Annotated in this window: 1 protein-coding gene; it reads left to right on the top strand. The window is 67.6% G+C overall.

The annotated features are described in order from the left end of the window. Positions 1–596 precede the first annotated feature (596 nt). Entirely contained in the window at positions 597–25,061 is a 24,465-nt protein-coding gene (locus tag IRT45_RS25630) for a non-ribosomal peptide synthase/polyketide synthase (RefSeq protein ID WP_194808425.1), read from the top strand. The last annotated feature ends 6 nt before the right edge of the window (positions 25,062–25,067 follow it).

Raw genomic sequence — 25,067 nt, 5'->3', positions numbered from 1 at the left:
AGCAAATCAGATCCTCCTTCCCCGTGGGAGAAATCCTGGCAGGTGAAGAGAGTGTGAACTGCACGGTCTTCGAGGTGGTGTCCCACCCCGATGGGGCGGGACACCGGTGCCCATCTCGGTTGGCAAGCGGGCACACGGCTATCCGGCGGTACCAAAGTAGGCGGAAGAAGGCCGGACCGCGAATCGGTCGAACTGCTCATGTTGGTCATATCGCGCAAACAGCAACATGCGAGCCTGCGAAAAATGTTTCCGATCCAAGATCCCTGTGGCGTCGAATAGCTGTCGATGCCATTCGTGGGCGGGGAGCCCGGAAGGCAGGCGGCCCGTGTGAGTCGGATTCCGCGGCCGTTGCGTCTCGATCCAGCTGAGCTCGCTCCGAGACGACGCATGCAGGTCGGATGCTGCCGACCCCTGTGCGGGGATGTCGGCAGCTGATCGGCTCGACGACGTCGCCACGTCGCTACGTCTGTGAATACGAGGTCCCGGACGGCGGAACTGCTTCTGCCGCCCTGAAACACCCACTGCACTGTTCGAACACCGAGCAGTCCATATCCGTTGTGCCGCAGTGCCCGCGAGTCCGAGCGAGGGGTTACACGATGAATCTGAAGTCAACCGGAACTGTCGACTGCGAGCTGGATCTGATTCCGCTCTCGCGGGCGCAGCACGGCATGTGGTTCGCGGACAGCATGCCGGGCGGACCGGCGGTCAACATCGCGCAGTACGTCGATCTCGAAGGCCCGATAGATGCCGACGTGTTCGCTCTGGCGGTCAACCGCGCCGCGCTCGAGATCGAGTCTCCGGTGGTGCGGGTGGTCGAATCCGACGGTCGCCCATACCAATTCGTCGACCGCAACATCGTCTACGACGAGCCCGTGCTGGATTTCAGTGATGCAGACGACCCGTTCGAAGCGGCGATGGAGTGGATGCGCCGCGACTACAACGCCAAGGTCGTCGATCTGAGCCGTGATCGGCTCGCGGTGACGCGGCTCATCCGGATCTCCGCGGACCGGCATCTGTGGTACGCGCGTGCTCATCATCTGGTGATCGACGGTTACGGCGCGTTCAATCTCATCACCCGAGTAGCCGAACATTACAACGCGATACTCGAGAACAGGCCGCCCAAGAAGTTGGTGGCAGCCAAGTTGCGCGACATCATCGAGATGGAGCACACCTACCGCGCCAGCTCTCGGTTCGAGACGGACAAGTCGTATTGGCTCGACAAGGTCGCGGATCTGCCGACGCCGGTGAGCCTGTCGGGTCGCACCGCACGCTGGAGCAAGGACGACCGCGTAGTCGGTCGGCAGCTGCCCTCGCAGTTGTCCGACCGGCTCGACCGTTTCGCGGACGATCTGGGAGCCTCCGCCGCACAAGTGGTGATCGCGGCATTCGCGGCCTTCCTCGCCCGGATGACACGGACCGACGATGTGGTGCTGTCGATGCCGGTGAGCGGGCGCGTGACGATGAAACTGCGCAATGCCGCCGCCATGTTGGCGAACATGGTGCCGATCCGATTCAGTGTGAACGCGACAACCACCGTCGAGGAGTTGGTCGGCGCCTCGGTGTCCGAACTCGTCTCGGCTATGCGGCATCAGCTCTACCGATTCGAGGACCTGCGGCGGGACTCGAATGCGCTGGACGCGGCGGCGAGTTCGTTCGGGCCGATCGTCAATGTCCTCTTCTTCGACTCCGAGATTCGCCTGGGCTCAGCGGAGGGCCGCTACCGTGCCTTGACGTCCGGGGTGCTCGACGATCTGCAGTTGAACCTGTATCGGCCCGGCGCCGAGGCGCCGCTGCTGATCGAATTGCACGGCAACGCGAACCTGTACGACCAGGATGAACTCGAACTGCATGCGCACCGATTCATCGCATTCCTGCACCGGATGATCGAGTCGCCGGCGGGCACCGCCATTGTCGACGTCCCGCTCGTCGACTCTGACGAAAAGCTGCGAATCGTAGGGGAACTCGCCGGGCGCGACGGACAATCGCCCGGCGAGACTCTGGTGGACCTCCTGGCCCGGCAGGCTGCCGCCAGTCCCTCCGCAGTGGCTGTCACGTCAGGCGGGACCGGCCTCACCTACCGCGAATTGGACGAGTTGTCCACACGGTTCGCGCGCAGGCTCATCGCCCTCGGCGCAGGGCCGGAGACTCTGGTGGCCATCGCCATGCCGCGGAATGTCGATCTGATCGTCGTCGTCCTGGCGGTACTCAAGTCGGGCGCCGGATATCTGCCGTTGGACGTCGCTCACCCGACCGAGCGGCTCGAATACGTGTTGAACGACGCCGACCCGATCGTCATCGTGACGAATCAGGATATGCGCGAGCATATTCCGGGGGACACAGGACGCGTGGTTCTCTTCGACGACGCTACCTGTGTAGAACCCGGCGACGGCTCGGCTCCGATCACCGATGCCGAGCGCACCGGTGCACTGCGTTCCGACCACGTCGCCTACGTCATCTACACGTCCGGATCGACCGGACGGCCGAAGGGGGTCTCGATATCCCATCGCGCCGTCGCCACCTACCTGGTGAATACCTGCGCCGAGATCGGAGTGGGCGCCGAGGACGTCTGGACGTTCTTCCACTCGTTCGCGTTCGACTACTCGGTGTGGGAAATATTCGGGGCCTTGGTCACCGGAGGCCGAGTCGTCATCGTCGACGGCCTCACCACGCGTTCGCCCGACGATGTCGTGCGGCTCGCGGTCCGTGAGAAGGTGACCGTTTTCAACCAGACGCCTTCGGCATTCCTCCAATTCGCAGCCGCCCGGCAGCGCTACGCCACCGCAGGAGAGCCGGACGGTGCGCTATCGCTTCGATTGGTCATCCTGTCGGGTGAGGCGCTGGATCCGGCGGGGTTGGCGGACTGGTACGAGCACAACCCGAATTCGCCTGTGCTGGCCAACAGTTACGGGATCACCGAAACCACGGTCTTCGTCACCTACCTCGGCCTCACTCGCGACATCGCCGCGCCGGGCGCGCCGAGCGCGATCGGGCCGGCGTTGCCGGGTCTGCGAACATTCGTCCTGGACGAGCGTCTCCGCCCGGTCCCGCTCGGCGCGTGGGGCGAGATCTACGTCGCAGGCGCTCAACTCGCGCGCGGTTACCTGAACCGCCCTGCGTTGACCGCCGGACGCTTCGTCGCGAATCCGTTCGGGAAGCCGGGCGAGCGCCTGTACCGCAGCGGTGACGTGGCACGACGAAACCACAACGGCGAGTTGGAATATCGTGGCCGAGCCGACCAGCAGGTGCAACTGCGCGGGTTCCGGATCGAGCTGGACGAAATCCGTAACTCACTGTTGAGTCACAGCGGGGTGTCGGCGGCCGTCGTCGTCGTACACCGTCCGGGCACGGAGGCGGCTCGGCTGGTCGCCTATGTCGTGCCGGCCGACGACGCCCTCTGCGAAACCGAATCCCTTCGTGCACATGTCGGTGCGCGGCTGCCCGAATACATGGTCCCCGCGGGCATCGTCGTATTGGCGGCTTTGCCGCTCACGGTCAACGGCAAGGTGGACCACCGTGCGCTGCCGGATCCGGTATTCGATTCGGCCGCAGCGTACGTCGCGCCGCGCACCGCTGTCGAAGAGTCGATCGCAGACGTCTTCGCCGAGGTTCTCGACCTGGAGCGGGTTGGCGTGTCGGACAGTTTCTTCGACCTCGGCGGCAATTCGCTCACCGCGACCAGCGCGGCCGTGCGCATCGCCGAGGTGACCCGACGCGATGTGTCGGTCCGCGACCTGTTCGGTAAACCGACGGTCGCCGAACTCGCCGCGCATATCGAGGCCGGCCACCATGCTCGCCGGCCGGTGCTGAGCCCGGCGCGGCGGTCCGGGCCGGTTCCGCTGGCACCCGCGCAGAACAGAATGTGGCTGGTCAACCAAGCCGATCCAGCTTCTGCCGCATACAACATTCCGTTGGTGATGCAGCTGACCGGACGTCTCGACACCGCGGCCCTGCGGGCCTCCCTGACCGACGTGATCGACCGGCACGAGTCACTGCGCACTTTCTACCCGGCCGTGGACGGTGCCGGGACACAGGTCGTTCTGCCGGCGGAGGAAGTCGTCGCGGAACTCGATCTGACGCCGAAGCCCACCGACCCCGACGAGATCGCGAACCGGATTCGAGAGCTGGCCTCGGCCGGGACCGACGTGCGCCTCGGTCCGCCGATCAAGGGGGTGCTGCTTGCGACCGGCGACCGGCGGTGCCACGTCCTTGTTCTTGTGCTGCACCATATTTGCTGCGACGGCTCATCTCTGCGGCCGCTCGCCGCCGATGTGGCAGCCGCGTACAGCGCGAGGTCGGAGGGCAAGACTCCGGACTGGCCGCCATTGACGGTGCAGTACGCCGATTACAGCGTCTGGCACCGGGAACTGCTCGGCGACGAGAACGATCCGAACTCGGTGGCGGCGCAGCAATTGGGTTACTGGACACAGCGACTGGCGGGCATGCCGCCGGTGCTGGAACTGCCCGCCGATCGCCCGCGCCCCAGCCGCCGATCCCTGCGCGGCGACGTCGCGCAGACGGTGATCCCGGCTCAGACCTTCGGCGAGATCGAGCGGTTGGCGCGCACCGCGAATGTCACGACCTTCATGGTCGTTCATGCCGCACTGGCCGTGCTGCTCGCCCGACTGTCGGGCACCTCGGACATCACCATCGGGACACCGGTCGCGGGCCGAGGTGAACGCGCGCTCGAGCCGCTCATCGGAATGTTCGTCAATACGGTGCCGCTGCGCACCGAGGTGCGCGACGACGAATCACTCACCACGTTCCTGGCCCGGGTCAAGGACATCGATGTTGATGCCTTCGCCTACCGCGACCTGCCGTTCGAACGCATCGTGGAGGAACTCGATCCCGCACATTCGTCGGCGTATGCCCCGCTGTGTCAGGTCTATCTGGCCTTCGAGAACATGGACCGGCCGAAACTGGAGCTTCCCGAACTCACCGTCGAGATCCTGGATCCGGGGCCCGAGCCGGCAAAGGTGGACCTCATCGTCACCGTGGCCGAGAACTCGGCCGCGGGCGGCGACGTCGGTCTGCGAATCAATTACGCGACAGACCTGTTCGACCGGGGCACGATCGAGGAGCTCGCCGCGCGGCTGAACCGAATCCTCGATGCCTTCGTATCGAACCCGGGGGCGCAGGTCGGTGATGTGGAGTTGTTGTCGGGGCTCGAGCGGACGCAGCTGGTGCCCGCGTCGGGTGGCGCCGGCGTCGAACCGTCGGTGCTGGCGAACTTGCTGGGCGGAGATCCCGATGCGCCTGCGATTGTGTCCGGTGCGGACGCGGTGTCCTACGGCCGATTGGACGAGTGGTCGAATCGTCTTGCGCGCGTGCTGATCCAGGAGGGCGTGGGCCCGGGCGATCACGTCGCCTTGCTGATGGCTCGGTCGGTGGAATTCGTGGTCGGACTATGGGCGACGACCAAAGCGGGTGCCGCGTTCGTTCCGGTCGATCCTCGCAACCCGGCAGAACGTGTCGCACACATGATCGCGGACTCCGGCGTGCGAATCGCGATCACCGTCGACAATTCGCGCAACCTGCTCCCGACCGCGGTTCGAGCGCTGGTTCTCGACGATCCGGACGCTCAGGCGTCGATCGCGACACGATCGGCTGCCACCGTCACCGACGCAGACCGGATGCGCCCCTGCCGAGCCACGGATACGGCATACGTGATCTACACCTCGGGATCGACAGGCACACCGAAGGGCGTGGCGGTCACCCACGCGGGCCTGGCGAATTTCGCGGCCGAACAGCGTGAGCGCTACCGGGCCGATTCGAGGTCGCGCGTGCTGCAGGTCGCCGCGCCCGGTTTCGACGCGGTGATGCTGGAGCTGTTGATGGCGCACACCAACGGCGCCGTGCTGGTGATCTCGCCCCCGGATGTGTTCGCCGGCCGTGAGCTGGCGGAACTGATTCGGACACAGCAGGTTTCCCACGCGTTCCTGACACCGAGCGTGCTGGCGACGATGTCGCCCGCCGGATTGGATTCGTTGCAGGTGCTGGTGGCCGGTGGCGAGGCCGTGTCTCCGGAAACCGTGGCGGTATGGGCGCCGGGACGACAGCTGTTCAACGGGTACGGACCGACCGAGACCACGATCATGGTCGCGATCAGTGATCCGTTGTGTGTCGGCGACCCCGTGACGATCGGTGGTCCGATCCGTGGAGTAGAGGCTGTGGTGCTGGACGCGTCATTGCGGCCGGTGCCGGTCGGGGTGACGGGAGAGTTGTACGTCGCCGGCATCCAACTGGCTCGCGGATATCTCAATCGGCCCGCCCGGACGGCCGCGTCGTTCCTCGCGAATCCGTTCGGTGCGCCGGGCACACGCATGTACCGCGTCGGCGATCTCGCCCGCTGGACACCGGAGCACACCCTGGAATATGTCGGGCGCAGCGATTTCCAGGTCAAGATCCGCGGCCAGCGGATCGAACTCGGTGAAATCGAATCCGTTCTGTGCGGACATCCCCACGTCGCGGCAGCAGTCGCCGTAGGAGTTGCGACGGACGGCGGCACCCGACTGGCCGGCTACGTGGTCCCCGCCGGAGCCGATATCGACACAGCGGAGCTGGTGAACCATGTCGCGCAGCGCTTGCCCTCGCACATGGTGCCCGAGACGGTGATGGTGCTCGACACGCTGCCGCTGTCGTCGGTCGGCAAAGTCGATCGAGCGGCGCTGCCGGAACCGGTCTTCGCCGCGACGACCACCGAGTTCGTCGCACCTCGCAACGCGGCCGAGCAGAGCGTCGCGGAGGTTTTCGCGGAGGTTTTGGGCATCGAGCAAGTCGGTGTCTTGGACAGTTTCTTCGATCTCGGCGGCAATTCGCTGTCGGCTACCCGTGCCGCGGCCCGCTTGAGCAGCGCGTTCGGCGCCGACGTACCACTGCGCGCCCTGTTCGAGGCGGACACCGTCGTGGCGTTGGCGCAGCGCCTGCGCACCGCCGACGCGGGCGGACGAGCACCGCTCGAGCCACAGCAGCGTCCGGACCGAATCCCGCTGTCACCCGCCCAGACCCGCATGTGGTTCCTCAACCGATTCGACACCGGCTCTGCGGTATACAACGTTCCGCTGGTCGTGCGCATGTCGGGAGCCCTGGACGTGAGCGCCATGCACGCCGCGATCGCGGATGTGCTCGACCGGCACGAGTCCCTTCGTACCGTCTACCCGGACAGCGAAAGCGGCCCACACCAGGTGATCGCCCCGGTGGATGCCGTTCTGCCGACGCTGGCGCCGGTGCCTGTCGCGGCGGAGGAAGTAGAGGCACGGATCGCCGCGGAAGTTGCGGCCGGATTCGACGTCACCTCCGCCGTGCCCTGCCGAATCACGCTGCTGCGCACTGCAACCGACGAGCACACCTTGGTTCTCGTGGTTCATCACATCAGTATCGACGGTTCATCGCTCGCCCCCCTCGCCGCCGACTTGACGACCGCCTACCGAGCCCGCACTCGGCAGCAGGCTCCGCAATGGGCGCCGTTGCCCGTGCAGTACGCGGATTACGCCCTGTGGCAACGTCAGCTGCTGGGTACCGAAGACAACCCACACAGTGCCACCGTGGCCCAGATCGCGTACTGGCAGGCAACTCTCGCCGATCTGCCCGAAGTGCTCGACCTGCCCACCGACCGTCCGCGACCGGTACAGCAATCGTTCCGCGGGGCGACGGTGTCGACGACAGTGCCGGCCGACCTGCATCGTGACCTGGCCGGGCTGGCCCGCCGCCACGACACCACGGTGTTCATGGTGACGCACGCCGCGTTCGCGGCGCTGCTGGCGCGACTGTCGGGAACCGATGACATCGCAGTGGGTACGCCCATCGCAGGCCGTGGAGAGCCGGGACTCGACGGTCTGATCGGTATGTTCGTCAACACCCTGGTGTTGCGGACGCGCATCGAGCCCGATGCGTCCTTCACCCGGATTCTGGAACAGGTCCGGGCCACCGATCTGGCCGCTTTCGAGAATGCCGATATCCCGTTCGAACGCCTCGTGAAGGTGATGAACCCGCAGCGCACGACGGCCCACGCGCCGTTGACCCAGGTCGGATTCTCGTTCCAGAACATCGATATCCCCACGGTGACGTTCGACGGCCTGACGGTTTCGGCTCATATGCCCGACCCGAGCGTGGCCAAATACGACCTGCATCTCAACCTCGTCGACACTCTCGGACCCGCTGGTGAACCGGCCGAGATGACAGTCGAATTCGGGTACGCCACAGACTTGTTCGACGAGACGACGATCATCACGATGTTCGAGCGCTACCTGTCGCTCCTGCGCGCGGTCGTCGCCGATCCTGCCCGGGCCGTCGGCGACATCGATCTGCTGTCGGCACACGAGGCGCGCGTACTCACCGCGCGCTCGACGGGGGAGACCATCCGCCGTACGAGCTCGACGATTGCGCAGATGTTCGCGGCGCAGGCGGCGGCGATGCCGGAGCACACGGCGGTTCTGGCCACCGAGACCGGGGATCGACTCACCTACGGTGAGTTCGCTGCGCGAGTGAATTCGCTCGCCCGCGCGCTGATCGCCCGGGGGGTCGGTCCGGAAACCGTTGTGGCAGTGGCGATGCGGCGCTCCGTCGAGATGCTGACCACCCTGTATGCGATCCACGCGGCCGGCGCGGCCTACTTGCCCCTGGATCCGGATCATCCGATCGACCGTCTGCGGGCCGTGCTCACCGCCGCACGGCCGAGCGCGGTCCTCACCCGTCGCGCCGACGCGGTGACTCTGCCCGACGAGGTTGCGGTGTGGACGCTCGAAGAGTTCGAGACCGCCCACATCGACGGGGCGCCGGTGACCGACGCCGACCGGACCCGGCCGTTGCGTGCGGACGATCTGGCCTATGTCATCTACACCTCCGGGTCGACGGGCGTGCCGAAGGGGGTCGCCGTTCCGCACGCCGCGGTCGTGAACCAACTCCGGTGGATGCGCGATCACTACCGGCTGGGCGGCGACGACGTCATGCTGCTGCGGACGCCGTTCACGTTCGATCTGTCGATCTGGGAGCTCTTCTCGGCGTTGACGTGCGGCGCGTCGCTGGTTGTCGCGGGTCCTGACGCGCACACCGACCCTGCTGCCGTGGCCCGGCTGATGGCGGAGTACCGGGTCACGACCGTGGACTTCGTCCCGTCGTTGCTCTCGGCCTTCGTCGACGTGGCCACTCCCGGCGCGTTCCCCGACCTGCGCCGTGTGCTGTGCATCGGCGAGGCGCTCCCGGCCGACACCGTCCGCCGGTTCCGCGATCTCAGCGACGCGCGCATCGACAACCTGTACGGGCCGACCGAGGCCGCGGTGAGCGTGACCGCCCACCGGATCGAAGATTTCGATGCCGTCGCGGTGCCGATCGGAGCTCCCGAAGCCAACGTGGTCGTCCACGTGCTGGATTCGCGGCTGCGTCCGGTTCCGCCCGGGGTGACCGGCGAGTTGTACCTGGGCGGAATCCAATTGGCGCGCGGTTATCACCGGCGGCCGGGTCTGACGGCGGCGACGTTCGTTGCCGATCCGTTCGCCGGTGCCGCCGGCGGCCGCCTGTATCGCACCGGCGACCTGGTCCGCTGGGACGAGGGCGGAGATATCCGGTACGTCGGTCGCGCGGACTCCCAGGTCAAGATTCGCGGGCTGCGGATCGAACTCGGTGACGTCGAAGCGGCGTTGCTCGCCCACGAGCAGGTGCACGGGGCCGTCGCTCAGGTACGCACCGACGGCGGCGAGCAGCGGTTGGTCGCCTACCTGGTGGCCGAACCCACACTCGACGTCAGGCAGGTGCGAAGGTTCCTGCTGCAGCGATTGCCCGCCTACATGGTGCCGGCACCGGTGGTACGGGTCGACTCGATCCCGCTCACGGCGAACGGCAAGATCGATTTCAGGGCACTGCCCATACCGGAAGCGGGCACCCACCCGTCCGAGTACCGGGAGCCGAAAGGTCTTGTCCAACAGGCCATCGCCGAGGTCTTCGGCGAGCTTCTCGAGCTGCCGGCGGTCGGCGCCGACGACAGCTTCTTCGACCTGGGCGGCAATTCGCTGCTCGCGACGCGCGCATTGAGCCGCATCGGCCATATTCTCGACGTATCCATACCGGTGCACGTGATCTTCGCGGCGCCGACTGTGGCCGATCTCGCCGAGCGTATCGGGGATTTGCGTGCGGTACCGGGCCTTCCTGCGCCGACCCCGCGCTCCCGGCCGGATCGCCTTCCGTTGTCGCAGGCTCAGAATCGGATGTGGTTGCTCAACCAATTCGATCCCGAGTCGGCGGGATACGTTGTGCCGCTGGCGATTCGGCTCGAAGGCATCCTCGATGTCGATGCGCTGGCAGCGGCCGTCGGCGACGTCATCGAGCGGCACGAGAGCTTGCGCACCGTATACCCGGCAGTCGACGGTACGGCGGCTCAAGTTGTGCTGGATGCGGCCGACGTGCTCGCCACGTGCGATCTCACGCCTCAGCCGATCGGCGAGCGCGAACTGGCGCAGCGGCTGGCCGAATTCTCGAGCATCGGATTCGATGTTTCGCAGCGGGTACCGTTGCGCGTCGCGCTGTTTCAGCTGTCGGACACCACCTGGACGATCGCGATGGCTGTCCATCACATCAGTTGCGACGGCTATTCGGTGGCGCCCCTGGCCACCGATATCGTCACCGCCTACCGGGCGCGGTCGGGCGGCACCGCGCCGGAATGGGCGCCGTTGCCGCTTCAATTCGCCGATTACGCGCTGTGGCAGCGCGAGGTGCTCGGCTCGGTGGACGATCCGGACTCCTACGTCGCCCGCGACGTCGCCTACTGGCGAACTCGACTGGCGGGCATCCCCGATCTGCTGGAGCTGCCGACCGATCGGCCGCGGCCGATCGAGCAGACCCAACGCGGAGCGGTGACCCACGTCGCGATCTCCGCTGAGCTGCACGGGCGGGTGGAGTCGCTGGCGCGCCGAGCCGGGGCCACGACGTTCATGGTGGTGCACACCGCGCTGGCCATCGTGTTGTCGAAACTGTCCGGCAGCGACGACGTCACCATCGGTGTGCCCCACGCCGGGCGCGGCGACCGGTCGCTGGACGATCTGGTCGGGATGTTCGTCAATACGTTGGTCATGCGCACCCGCATCACGCGCGATCAGACATTCATGAGCCTGCTCCACGACGTGCGGCGCACCGACATCGAGGCGTACGACCATGCCGATGTTCCGTTCGAGCAGCTCGTCGATGCGCTGAATCCGCCACGATCGACGGCGCACACCCCGTTGTTCCAGGTGATGCTCGCTTACCAGAACATGGCGCGGGCACGGGTCGAGCTTCCCGGTCTCACTGTCGAGAGCGTCGACCCCGGCGACAGCGCCGCGATCTACGACTTGCTGCTCATGATGACCGAGGAACACGGCACACACAACGAGCCGGCCGGCATGCGATTGCGCATGACATACGCCACAGATCTGTTCGACGAAGACTCCGTACGACGCTTCGCCGAACAGTTCGTGCACGTTCTCGACGTCGCGGCATCCGATGCCGGCACGACCGTCGATCGGATCGATCTGCTCGGTGCGGCCGATCGGAAGCTACTGGATCGGTGGAACGACACCGGCGGCGCCGTCGTCACGGGCCGGACCCTTGTGGATGCCTTCGACGAACAGGTAGCGCGCACGCCCGACGCTCCGGCGGTCGTCGGCCCGGACGGTGAGGTGTTGACCTACCGGGATTTCGACGCCCGCGTCAATCGTCTGGCCGGATGGCTCATCGCCTGTGGCGCGGAGCCTGAAACCGTTGTGGCAGTGGCCGTGCGCCGCTCCGCCGAGCTCGTGACGGCTCTGTACGCCGTGGTGAAGTCGGGCGCCGCGTTCCTTCCGATCGATCCGGATCATCCGAGTGCGCGTATCGCGCGTGTGCTGGACGCGGCACAGCCGCTGATGGTGCTCACCACCACGTGCGACGGCGCCGAACTGCCGGATGAATACGACTCCGTGCGGATCGATCGACTGGACCTGACGGGTATGCCCGACAGCCCGATCACCGACGCCCAGCGGCGCGCGCCGCTCGAGGCGGGACACTGTGCCTACGTCTTGTTCACCTCCGGCTCCACCGGTGTCCCGAAGGGAGTCGCCCTCACTCACGCAGCGACTGTGAGTCAGCTGGCGTGGGCACAGCAGCAGTGGCCGCACAGCACCGCCGACGTGGTGCTGCACAAAACTCCGATCACGTTCGATATCGCGGTCTGGGAATTGTTCTGGCCGTTGCAGACCGGCGCACGGATCGTGATCGCCGCGCCGGACGGACACCGCGACCCGGCATACATCGCCGATGTCATCGCGCGCCATCAGGTCGGCACCGTGCACTTCGTCCCGTCGATGCTCGACGTGCTTCTCGAATCCACGGGCTCCCCGCAGATGTCGTCCGTGTGGCGGGTATTCGTCGCGGGAGAGGCGCTGGCACAGCGCACAGTCGACGCTGCGGCGCAGGTGTTCGTGAACGCGGATCTGGTGAACTGGTACGGCCCCGCAGAGGCCGAGGTCGTCACCTCCCACCGGTGCCTGCCCGGCGTGACGCCCCGCGCGACGGTTCCGATCGGTACACCCGTCGCCGGGATGCGGGTTCATGTGCTCGATGCGCGGCTGCGGCAGGTGCCCCTCGGGGTCGTCGGCGATCTGTACGTCTCGGGTGTACAGCTGGCACGCGGTTATCACGCTCGTTCCGCTCTTACGTGCGCGGCCTTCGTCGCGAACCCGTTCGGTGCCCCGGGGGAGCGGCTGTACCGCACCGGCGATCTGGTCCGGTGGACGAAGGCCGGCGAGCTGGAATTCCTGGGCCGCAGCGACTTCCAGGTGAAGGTCCGCGGACAGCGGGTCGAACCCGGTGACATCGAAGCCGCGTTGTCCGCCTTGCCGGAGGTGGCTCGTGCGGTCGTGGTCGCCACCTCGGATCGGATCGTCGGATACGTGACGCCGGCACCGGGCGGGACAACCAACGGTCGAGCGATTCGCGACCAGCTCACTCGCTCGCTGCCGCCGTACCTGATTCCGGCCGCGGTGCAAGTGCTCGACTCGATGCCGCTCACCGCGAACGGCAAGCTCGATCGAGCCGCGTTGCCGCAGCCGACGTTCGACGATGGCGAAGAATTCGTGCCACCCCGAACCGGCGCCGAAACGGTACTCGCGAATATCGTCGCGCAGGTCACGGGAGCCGATCGCGTGAGCGTGACGGCGAACTTGTTCGAGATCGGTGTCAACTCGCTCTCGGCCGCGCAGATAGCGGCGCGGGCTCGGGCAGCCCTCGGTGTCGAGGCCGGCATCCGTGACATCTTCGACGAGCCGACGATCGCACGACTCGCCGAGCGCCTCGCCCGGCGCACCGATTCCACGACGATTCCCCTCGCACCACGGACCCGGCCGGCGACCGTGCCGCTGGCGGCGGCCCAGCGACGGATATGGTTCCTCAATCAGTTCGACACCGTGTCGGCGGCGTACAACATCTGTTTCGCGGCGCGGTTGACCGGTGCCCTGGACGTCGCTGCGCTGCAGGCGGCGCTGCTCGACGTGGTGGCCCGGCACGAGCCGCTGCGCACGACCTATCCCGCCGTCGACGGCGAGCCGTGTCAAGTGGTGCACGAGGTGTCCGCCATGGCCGCGGAACTGGCGCTTGTTCCCGAAACGGTCGCCGGCGAGCTCGAGCTGACCGACCGGATCCGCCAGGCCGCCGGGGCGGGTTTCGACATCGCGCACTCGGTGCCCGTGCGTGCACGGCTGTACCGCATCGGCGCCGAAGAGCACGTGATCGTGCTCGTGGCTCATCACATCGCCGCTGACGGCTCCTCGATGGCGCCGCTGGCCGGCGACATCTTCGCCGCCTACGAAGCACGTGTGAACGCGCTTGTGCCGCAATGGGAACCGCTGAAAGTGCAGTACGCCGACTATGCGCTGTGGCAGCGCGACATGCTGGGCGCCGAGGACGATCCGGCGTCGTTGTCGGCGCGGCAGATCGCCTACTGGAGCGATGTTCTCGACGACGCCCCGGAAATGCTCGACCTTCCGACCGATCGGCCCCGGCCGGCCACTGTGTCGACGGCCGGCGGCAGCATCGACGTCGCGGTGCCGCCGCGGCTGCACGATGCTGTGGTGCGGCTGGCGCACCGCGAAGGCGTCACCGTGTTCGTCGTGCTCCATGCGGCCCTGGCGATCCTGCTGGCTCGCACCGCGCACAGCGAAGACATTTGTGTCGGCACCCCGGTTGCCGGGCGCGGCGACCAGGCGCTGGACGATCTGGTCGGCATGTTCGTCAACACCGTCGTGTTGCGCACGCGGGTACGTGAGGACCGGTCGTTCAGCGAATTTCTGTCGGAGGTGCGCCACACCGATGTGGAGGCGCTCGCGCACGCCGACGTGCCCTATGAACGACTGGTCGACGCCCTGGAGCGCCCCCGGTCCACCGCGTATACACCGTTGTTCCAGGTGATGTTCGGGCTGCAGAACATGCGCCCGGCCCGGTTCGAGTTGTCCGGTGTCGATGTCGAACTCCTCGATCCCGGCGTGGCACAGGCCAAAACCGACCTCACCGTGCTGGCGACCGAACGCGTCGAGGATGAGCGGCCCGCCGGTATCGATGTCGAGATCGTCTACGCCACAGATCTTTTCGTCGAGTCGACCGTGGAATTGTTCGCAGAGAGGTTCGTTCGCGTACTCGAGGCGGTCACGGCCGATCCGACCCGGCCGGTGAGCGACATCGGACTGCTGAGCGCCGAGGAGGCGCAACGCCTGCTTCCCGCCCGTGGCGCCGCCACGACCACGCCGTGCCTGCTTCCCGTGCTGCTCGCGTCGGCCGCGGTCGCGCACCCCTTCGCGATCGCGTTGATCGGAGACGGCGAGACCCTCACCTATGACGAGCTCGACCGTCGGTCGAACCAGCTCGCCGCCCATCTGCTGGCCCACGACGTCGGACCGGGTGTATTCGTCGCCCTCGCCGTGCCCCGGTCGGTCGAATACCACATCGCCATGTGGGCGATCGCGAAGACCGGCGCCGCATTCGTGCCGGTGGATCTGCGGTACCCCACCGAGCGCATCGGGCATATGGTCAACGATTCCGGTGTCGAGATCGGGATCACGATCGAGGCAGCACGCATGTCGTTGCCGGACGGCGTCCGCTGGCTGATGCTCGATGATCCGCGTTCGGCCGCCGACATCGCCTCGCGTCCGCAGCGCGCCGTCATGGACGCGGATCGCCCGCGGGCCTTGCAGAGTCGAGACGCGGCATATGTGGTGTACACCTCCGGCTCGACGGGCAAGCCGAAGGGCGTTGTCGTCACGCACGAAGGGCTGGCGGGCTTCGCGGCCGAGCAGCGTGATCGGTACCGCGTGGACAGCACCTCTCGGGTGCTGCAGGTGGCCGCGCCTGCCTTCGATGCCGTCCTGCTCGAGGCGTTGATGGCGCATGCGGCCGGGGCGGCGTTGGTCGTATCGCCGCCCGAGGTGTTCGGCGGGCCGGAGCTGGCCGAGTTGATCGGCACGCACCAGGTATCGCATGCGTTCCTGACACCGAGTGTGCTGGCGACCATGTCGCCCGCCGGTCTCGATTCGGTGCGGATGCTGGCGGTCGGCGGCGAGATGGTGGCCACGGATGTGGTCGCTGCCTGGGCGCCTGGCCGGCGTTTGCACAACATCTACGGTCCGACGGAGACGACGATCGTAATCACGATGAGCGACCCGGTGCAGCCCGGGGACGTGATCACGATCGGCGGTCCGATTCGTGGCGCGCAGGCCGTGGTCCTGGACGCGCGGCTGCGGCCGGTGCCGGTCGGAGTGGAAGGGGAGCTCTACCTTTCGGGTCCTCAGTTGGCGCGCGGCTACCTGAATCGGCCGGCGGCTACGGCGGGTGCGTTCGTAGCGAATCCCTACGGTGCGCCGGGTTCGCGGATGTATCGCACCGGCGACATCGTCCGCTGGACCGCGCACGGCGCGCTGGAATACATCGGCCGTATCGACTTCCAGGTCAAGATCCGTGGCCAGCGCATCGAACTCGGCGAAATCGACGCCGCGCTGCTCGCGTATCCCGCTGTGACCTCGGCCGTCACCGTGATCCGCACCGGACCCGGCGGGCAACCCATGCTCGCCGCCTACATCGTGGCCGGCCCCGCGGACGTGGAACCGAATGCGGTGCTCGACCATGTCGCTGCCGCCCTGCCTGCCCACATGGTGCCGGCGGTCGTCACGGTGCTCGACCGGATGCCGCTCGCCTCGACCGGCAAGGTGGATCGGAAGGCGCTGCCGGAGCCCGTCTTCGGCATCACCGGCGACGACGGGCCGGCGGCGGCGACCGACGTGGAACGCACGATCGCGGCAGCCTTCGCCGACGTCCTCGGCGTCGAATCGGTCGGTGCGGCGACATCGTTCTTCGCTCTCGGCGGCGACTCCATCATGTCGATTCAGCTGGCATCGCGGCTCAAGTCCGCGGGTCTCGTCGTGACCGCGCGAGACATCTTCGAGCGCAAGACCGTTCGCGGTCTGGCGGAGGTGGCCGCGGCGACCGAACGGGTGTCGCTGGACGAGCTGCCCGAGGGTGGGGTGGGCGAGGTCCCCTTCACGCCGATCATGTCCTGGTTCGTCGATCGACTCGGAGCAGCCGGGCGGTTCGCGCAGTCGATGCTGGTGCGGTTGCCCGGTGACGCGAGCGTCGACGATGTGACCGCGACCGTGCAGGCGGTGCTCGAACGGCACGACATGCTGCGCGCGCGGCTGGGTGAACGACGGCTGGACGTGTTGCCCGAAGGTGCCGTCGACGCCGCGGGCTCGGTTCTGACGCGTACGTTCCGTGCGGACCAGGCGCCGGGCAGCAATGGTTTCACGGATGTGGTGGAAGGCGCGCTGGCCGCGGCGTCGGACCGGCTGGATCCGGCAGCGGGCCGGATGCTGCAGGTCGTGTGCCTGCTTCCCGAACCGGGTGTCGATGCCGAGGCCCGAGCTCTGGTCGTGATTCATCACCTCGCGGTCGACGGAGTGTCGTGGCGGATCCTGATTCCCGACTTCGTGGCCGCCTGGCAACAGGTCGTGCGGGGACAGCGGGCGCAGCTGCCCGCGCAGGGCACGTCCATGCGCCGGTGGTCGCATGCCTTGGCCGCAGCTGCCGCGGATCGTGCGGGTGAGTACGACCTGTGGCATCGGATGAGTGCGGCCGACGATCCGCTGCTCGGCCGTGCGGCGCTGGATCCCGCGGTCGATACGCACTCGACCGTGCGGCAGCTGACGGTGTCCTTCCCGACGGAGGTCACGTCGGCGTTGCTCGACGCGGTTCCCGGCGCTGTCCGCGGCGGGATCGACGATGCTCTGCTCGCTGGTCTGGCCGTGGCGGTGACACGCTTCCGCCGGCGGCGCGGCGTGCTGCATGAGGGCATGAAAGTCCTGCTGGAGGGCCACGGACGGGAAGAGCAGATCGCGGCGGGAGCCGACGTTTCGCGCACCGTGGGCTGGTTCACCAACGCGTATCCGGTTGCGCTCGACCTGACCGGGATCGAGCACGCGGATCTGCGCGCGGTGGTGAAGTCCGTCAAGGACCAGTTGCGTGAGATCCCGGACAAGGGAATCGGTTACGGCCTGTTGCGTTATCTGAACGACGACACCGCCGCCGGGCTCGCGGCGTTGCCGGAGCCACAGATCGGTTTCAACAATCTCGGCCGCGCCGGTGTCGATCTCACCTCGTTGTCGGACCTGGCGTGGGTGCCGACCGATGAGCGGTTCGACCGGCGGGGCGCCTTCGATCCGGATATGCCCGCCGCGGCGGCGCTCACGGTCGACGTGCACATCGCCGACAGCGCGGCCGGACCGGAGTTGTCCGCGCACATCGGCTACGCCTCGCGGGTGCTGGAGCACGATGACGTGGCCGAACTCGTCGCCGCATGGGTCGACGCGGTGACCGCGATCGCCGCGGCGGCCCGGACGTACCCGGACTGGGGACTTTCCCGAGCCGACGTTCCCCTCGTCGACGTCACCCAGCCCGACCTGGACGCTTTCGCCGGCCGATACGGTCCGCTGACCGACGTATGGTCGCTGGCGCCGCTGCAGGCGGGGTTGCTGTTCCACGCCGAACTCGCCACCGGTGAAATCGACGTCTACACAGCGCAATCGGTGGTCACGCTCGCCGGCGTCGTCGACGAGAACCGGCTCGAGCATGCCGCGCAGGCTCTGCTCGAACGGCATCCCAACCTGCGGGCCGCCTTCACTCGAACGGCCGACGGTGTTCCCGCCCAGGTTGTTCCCGCGCTCGCCGGTGTCGGCTGGCGCAGAATCGAAACGACCTGCGGCGCAGCGGTTGTCGACGAACTGGTCGCAGCCGAGCGGGCGGCGACCTTCGATCCCGCCGATCCGCCGCTGCTGCGATTCCTGTTCATCGTCGTCGGACCACAGGATTTCCGGCTGGTGCTGACGGCGCACCACCTCCTGCTGGACGGCTGGTCCCTGCCACTGCTGTGGCGTGAGCTGATCGGTCTGTACGCGGTGGACACTCGGGCGGAACTGCTGCCCACCGTCGCCTCCTACCGCGACTACCTCGACTGGCTGCATCGGCGCGACCGGCCCGCGAGCATCGCGGCGTGGCGAGATGCGCTGAGCGACATCGGTGAGCCGACGCTGATCGCCGATCCACACGCGGCGGCGAACGCAGACATTCCGATCGATCTGGCGATCGTGCTCGACCACGCCGTCACCGCCGAGCTGGTGGACTTCGCCCGGGCACGGGCGGTGACGATGGCGACGATCGTGCAGTTCGCCTGGGCGCTGGTGCTGGGCAATCTGCTCGGTGTCGAACGGGTCGTCTTCGGCAGCACCGTGTCGGGCCGTCCCGCCGACCTGCCGGGCGTCGAGTCGATGATCGGCCTGTTCATCAACACGATTCCGGTCGCGGCCGACGTGAGCCGGAACCTGACCGTCGAGGACGCGCTGACTCGGTTGCAAACCGAGAACACTCGGCTGCTCGAGCACCACTACGTCGACCTGTCGCAGATCATGGCGGCCGCGGGCGGCACCCAGCTGTTCGACACCCTGGTCGTCTTCGAGTCCTACCCGGTCGACAGCAGTGGCCTCGGTGATGCCGACATCGACGGGATGCGAGTGGTCTCGGCGGAAGGAAGCGACGCCACGCACTACCCGATCACAGTGCAGGCGCATCACACCGACCGCTTGCACGTCCGTGTCCGCTACCGGCGGTCGCGTATCGATGACGGCACGGCCGCCGGTCTCGCCGCCCGGGTCGAGGCGGTGTTGCGCGCGGTCGCGACCCATCCGCGCACGCGACTCGGGGCAATCGACCTGTTGTCCGCGCGCGAACGGCGTGAGTTGGTGCCCGCTTCGGGCGGCAGGGGCGAAGCACCGCGCCTGATGGCGGAGTTGCTGGCTGCCGGTCCGGGTGCGAATCCCGCAGCGCCGGCGATGATTTCGGGCGAGCGCACGCTTTCCTACGCCGATCTGGCGGCCTGGTCGAACCGGATGGCACACCACCTGATCGGTTGGGGGGTAGGCCCCGGGGATCAGGTCGCGCTGGTCATGCCGCGGTCGGTGGAGTTCGTCGCCGCGTTGTGGGCGGTGACCAAAGCCGGTGCGGCGTTCGTACCGGTCGACACGCGGAATCCGGCCGAGCGGATCGCGCACATGATGTCGGATTCGGCTGTGCGAGTGGCGATTACCGACTCGGCATCGCGGCACCTGCTTCCCGGCCGGGTACGCGTGCTCGTTCTCGATGACCCCGAGACCACCCGGGCGATCGCCTCGCGACCGGCGGCCGCCGTGAGCACCTCGGATCGCGTGCGCGCATCCCACATCCAGGATGTCGCGTACGTGATCTACACCTCGGGCTCGACGGGTACACCGAAGGGGGTCGCGGTCACCCACGAGGGGCTGGCGAGTTTCGCGGCGGTCCAGCGCGAACGCTTCGGCGTCGACGGCGACGCGCGTGTGCTCCTGGGCGCCGCTCCCGGCTTCGACGTCATGATTCTCGAGGTGCTTCTGGCACACAGCACCGGCGCGGTGCTGGTGGTGCCGCCGCCGGAGCTGTTCGCCGGCGAGGCGCTCGCGGAGCTTGTTGCGGCGCAGCGTGTTTCGCATGCGTTCCTGACACCGAGTGTGCTGGCGACGATGTCGCCCGCCGGACTGGAATCGTTGCGGGTGCTAGCCGCTGGTGGTGAGGCGGTCTCGGCCGAAACGGTTGCGGTGTGGGCGCCCGGGCGGAGATTGTTGAACGGATACGGACCCACCGAAACGACGATTCTGGCCGCGATGAGCGAGCTGTATCCCGGTGAAGTGGTCACAATCGGGGCTCCGATCCGCGGGGTGGACGCCGTCGTGCTGGACGAGTGGTTGCGGCCGGTGCCGGTCGGAGTGGTGGGCGAGTTGTATCTCGCGGGCGTGCAGTTGGCTCGCGGATACGTCAACCGGTCGGCAACGACGGCCGGCGCGTTCGTGGCCGATCCGTTCGGCGCGGCGGGTGCGCGGATGTACCGCACCGGGGACCTGGCCCGCTGGACACCGGAGCACACGCTCGAATACCTCGGCCGCCGCGATTTCCAGGTCAAGATCCGCGGTCAACGCATCGAGCTCGGCGAGATCGAGTCCGTCCTGGCGGGCCACCCGGGCGTCGAGCGCGCGGGTGTGGCGTTGCGCAAGGACGACCGTGGCATCGACCGGCTCGTCGGCTACCTCGTCGTCGCCGCGGAGGTGGACCCCGATGAGGTGCGGGCCGCGGCACGGTTGCGGCTGCCCGCGCACATGGTGCCCGATGTCTGCGTGACGCTCGCCGAATTGCCGCTCACCACCACCGGCAAACTCGATCGCCGGGCGCTTCCGACGCCGGAGTTCGCGGGAGTCAAGGAATGGGTGGCCCCGCGTACCGACACCGAGCGGCGCGTCGCGGAGGTGTTCGGGGACGTGTTGAGCGTCGACCGCGTCGGGTCGACGGACAACTTCTTCGATCTCGGTGGGGATTCGCTGTCCGCGACTCGGGTCGCCGCGCGGTTGAGCGCTGCACTCGGAGTGCGCGTCGGTGTGCGGGATGTGTTCGACGCGGCGAGCGTCGCCGAACTCGGGGCGCGCCTGGATACTGTCGACCGCCACGTTCGCAAGCCGCTGATCCCGCGAACCCGGCCGGCGCTCGTGCCGCTGTCACCGGCACAGCAACGGATGTGGTTCCTCAACCAGTTCGACACCTCCGTCGGCGCGTACAACATCCCGCTGGTGATCCGCCTGCGGGGAGAACTCGACATCGACGCACTGCGGCGCGCATGCGAATTGGTCATCGACCGGCACGAATCGCTGCGGACCAAGTTCCCGATGGCCGACCACATGCCGCACCAGGTCGCCGTCGCCGGTGACGAGGCCGTACCGGTCATCGATCCGGTCCCCGTCGAGGAACAGCAGGTGATGGACCGCGTAGTCGACTTCGTCTCGAAGGGTTTCGATGTGCGACAGGCGCCGCCGTTGCGTATCGAATTGCTCGCGGTCGGCGACCGCGACCACGTACTGGTCGTGTCCGTGCACCACATCTGTGCCGACGGGCAGTCGATGGTGCCGCTGGCGCGCGATGTCGCTGTGGCGTACGAGGCGACTCGGAGTGGGACACAACCGATGTGGCCGGCACTTGCGGTCCAGTACGCGGACTACGCGCTGTGGCAGCGTGAACTGCTCGGCGATGAGAACGATCCGGACTCGGTCGCCTCCCGGCAGTTGCGGTTCTGGAAGGACACCCTCGACGGGTTGCCCGATCTGCTCGAGTTGCCGACCGATATGCCCCGGCCGCCGGTCGCGTCGATGCGCGGCCGCTCGATCGATTTCGAGCTTTCCGCAGACCTGCACCATCGCATCGATGCCGTCGCGCGGGCGGCGAACGCGACGGTCTTCATGGTCGTGCACACCGCGTTGTCCGTCCTGCTGGCCAGGCTGGCGGGTTCCGGCGACATCGCGATCGGCACCCCGGTCGCCGGCCGCGGGGAGCACGAACTCGACGACCTGATCGGCATGTTCGTCAATACCCTGGTGTTGCGATCGCGGGTGTCGCCGCATCGCTCGTTCGCCGAATTGCTCACCGCGACACGCGATGCCGACCTCGCCGCGTTCGCGCATGCGGATGTGCCTTTCGAGAACGTGGTGGAGATGCTGAATCCGACCCGGTCGACCGCGCATCTGCCGCTCTATCAGGTCACGCTCGATGTCCAGAACCTGAGCAGGGCCGCGCTGACGCTGCCGGGGCTGCGCATCGAGCCGGTGGAGTCCGGCTTCGATCAGGCCCAGGCCGACCTGGCCGTCAAGCTGGTCGACCGGTTGGATGCGGCACGGCGCCCGGCGGGCATGCTGGGCCGGCTGACCTTCGCCACCGATCTGTTCGTCGAGGAGACGGTGACTCGGTTCGCGCAGGCCTTCGTGCGGATTCTCGAGGAGGCGACCGCGAATCCGGCTGTGCCGATCGGTGATATCGACATCATCGGCCCGGCGCAGCGGCTCGAATTACTGAACGCGGCGGGCGAAGCGGGCGCACCGGTCGTGGAGGCGACGCTGGGAGAGCTGTTCGCGCGGCAGGTCGCGTCCCAGCCGGACGCGATCGCGGTGACCGACGGCGTGACGCGGCTGACCTATGCGGAACTCGATCGGCGCGCCGGCGAGGTGGCCGCTCGGCTGACGGCGCACGGGGTCGGTCCGGAATCGCTGGTGGCCGTGGCGCTGTCGCGCTCCGTCGAGCTGGTCGTGGGCCTGCTCGCGGTGGTGCGGGCGGGCGCCGGCTATCTGCCCTTGGATGTCGCGTATCCGCCCGAGCGACTGCGGTTCGTACTCGACGACGCCGAACCGGCCGCGGTGTTGACGTCGGCGGAATTGGCGCCGGCGATCCCGGACTACGCGGCGCCGCTGGTGATCGCCGAGGATTGCGCGGGAGTGACAGCGGACTGTGGCGGTGCCGCGGTGACGAAGCCGCGGCCGGACAATGTCGCCTACGTGATCTACACGTCAGGGTCCACGGGCCGTCCCAAGGGAGTGGCGGTCACCCATCGCGACGCGGTCACGTTGTTCACGCACGCGGCCGAGCGATTCGATGTCGGTCCGGACGATGTGTGGACGCTGTTCCATTCCTATGCCTTCGATTTCGCGGTGTGGGAAATGTGGGGTGCGTTGCTCTCCGGTGGCAGCGTGGTCGTCGTCGACTACGACACGTCCCGGTCGCCGCACGCGATGGTCGACCTCGTGGGACGCGAGCGGGTGACGGTTCTGAGCCAGACCCCGTCGGCGTTCTACGGCTTCGCCGATGTCGAGCGCGCCCATCGGGAATCCGGCGGCAGCGCAAGCGATCTCGCACTGCGGTATGTCGTGTTCGGCGGTGAGGCGCTGGACACGTCACGGTTGGCCGGATGGTTCGCGGCTCATGCCCCGGGCGAGCCGCAGTTGGTCAACATGTACGGAATCACCGAGACGACCGTGCATGTGACCTCCACCGTTGTCGCAGGGACGAGCGGGTCGGGGATCGGAACACCGTTGCCGGGCCTGCGGGTGTATGTGCTCGACTCCCGGCTGCGGCCGGTGCCGATCGGTGTCGACGGCGAGATCTATGTCGACGGCGGGCAACTCGCGCGCGGCTACCTGGGGGCTCCGGCGCTGACGGCGGTCCGGTTCGTGGCGAACCCGTTCGATCCGACGGGCGCCCGGTTGTATCGATCCGGTGATGTCGGCAGGTGGCGCAAGTCGGCGAGCGGCCTGGAGTTGACGTATGCCGGCCGTGCCGACGCGCAGGTTCAGTTGCGGGGGTACCGGATCGAACCGGGTGAGGTGGAGGCGGCGCTGCTGCGGCACCCGTCCGTGTCGCGGGCCGCTGTGGCGGTGCACCGCCACGAGCGTGGCGTGGATCAGCTGATCGGTTACGTCGTGGCCGCCGATGATCAGCCGGTCGAACCGGGTGAAGTCCGGGAGGTCGCCGCCCAGGTTCTGACCGGCTACATGGTGCCCTCCGCGGTGATGGTGCTGCCGGATCTGCCGTTGACGGTCAACGGCAAGCTCGATCGAAAGGCCTTGCCCGCGCCCCGTTTCGACGTGCCGGCCGACGAGTTCGTGGCACCGCGCACTCGAACGGAGGAATTGATCAGCGACGTGTACTCGAAGGTGCTGGGAGTCCAGCGGGTCGGGGTGTCGGACGGTTTCTTCGACCTGGGTGGTAATTCCCTGCTGGCCACGATGGTGGTCACCGAGTTGCGGGCACGTGGGGTGAGGATCGAGTTGCCGTGGATGTTCGACGACGCGACGCCGAGGGTATTGGCGCGCCGGGCCGACGAGACGAGGGGCGGTGCCTCCGGCCTGGACGTGCTGCTTCCCCTGCGTGCGAAGGGAACGAAACCCGCGCTGTTCGCTGTGCACCCGGCGGGCGGGCTGGCGTGGTTCTACGGTGGTCTGCTCGAACATCTGCACAAAGACCGGCCGGTCTACGGTTTGCAGGACCCGCACGTGGTGGCGGGCGAACCCCGTGCCGAGTCGGTGGAAGAACTGGCCGAACGCTATGTCGCCGAGATCCGCCGGGTGCAGCCGAACGGGCCGTATCACCTGCTCGGCTGGTCATTGGGTGGGCAGGTCGCACACGCCATGGCGGTGCGGCTGCGGCGAGACGGTGCGGCGGTCGGAATGCTGGCCGTCCTGGACAGCGCGGTCGCCGCACCGCAGGAGCCGAGCGCTTCGCCGGTCGTGGCGGAGGACCCGGCGCCGGGACAGCTGATGGCGGATCTGCTCGGCGGCTGGCGAGAGCTGTTCGGCCTCGGAGACGAAGCTCGAGCCGACACCCACGACCGAGCGTGGGCCGTGATCCGTGATCAGGTGACCGGAACCGGGCTGTTCACCGTCGAACAGGTCGATCGGGTGATGGAAAGCTTCGACACCGCGAGCCGGATCGCCGACGACTACCGGCCGGGAGTCTTCGAGGGGGATCTCGTCTTCTTCACCGCGGGCAAGGACCACTCGGACCCCGATGCTCTCGCGAAGGACTGGCGGATCTACATCACCGGCGAAGTGCACAACAAGGTCATCAATGCACGTCACCTCGAGTTGAGCCATCCGCACGCACTGTCGGAGGTGGGCCCGCTGGTCGAAAGGGTGATGAACGAATGGTGATTCCCA

Origin of the sequence: Nocardia sp. BSTN01 (assembly GCF_015354405.1) — a bacterium.
GTDB lineage: Bacteria > Actinomycetota > Actinomycetes > Mycobacteriales > Mycobacteriaceae > Nocardia.
This window is presented reverse-complemented; position numbering and strand designations above follow the sequence as displayed.

Excerpts from the sequence above, each read along its gene's own strand:
- IRT45_RS25630 (WP_194808425.1), top strand. The coding sequence starts at position 597 with ATGAATCTGAAGTCAACCGGAACTGTCGACTGCGAGCTGGATCTGATT.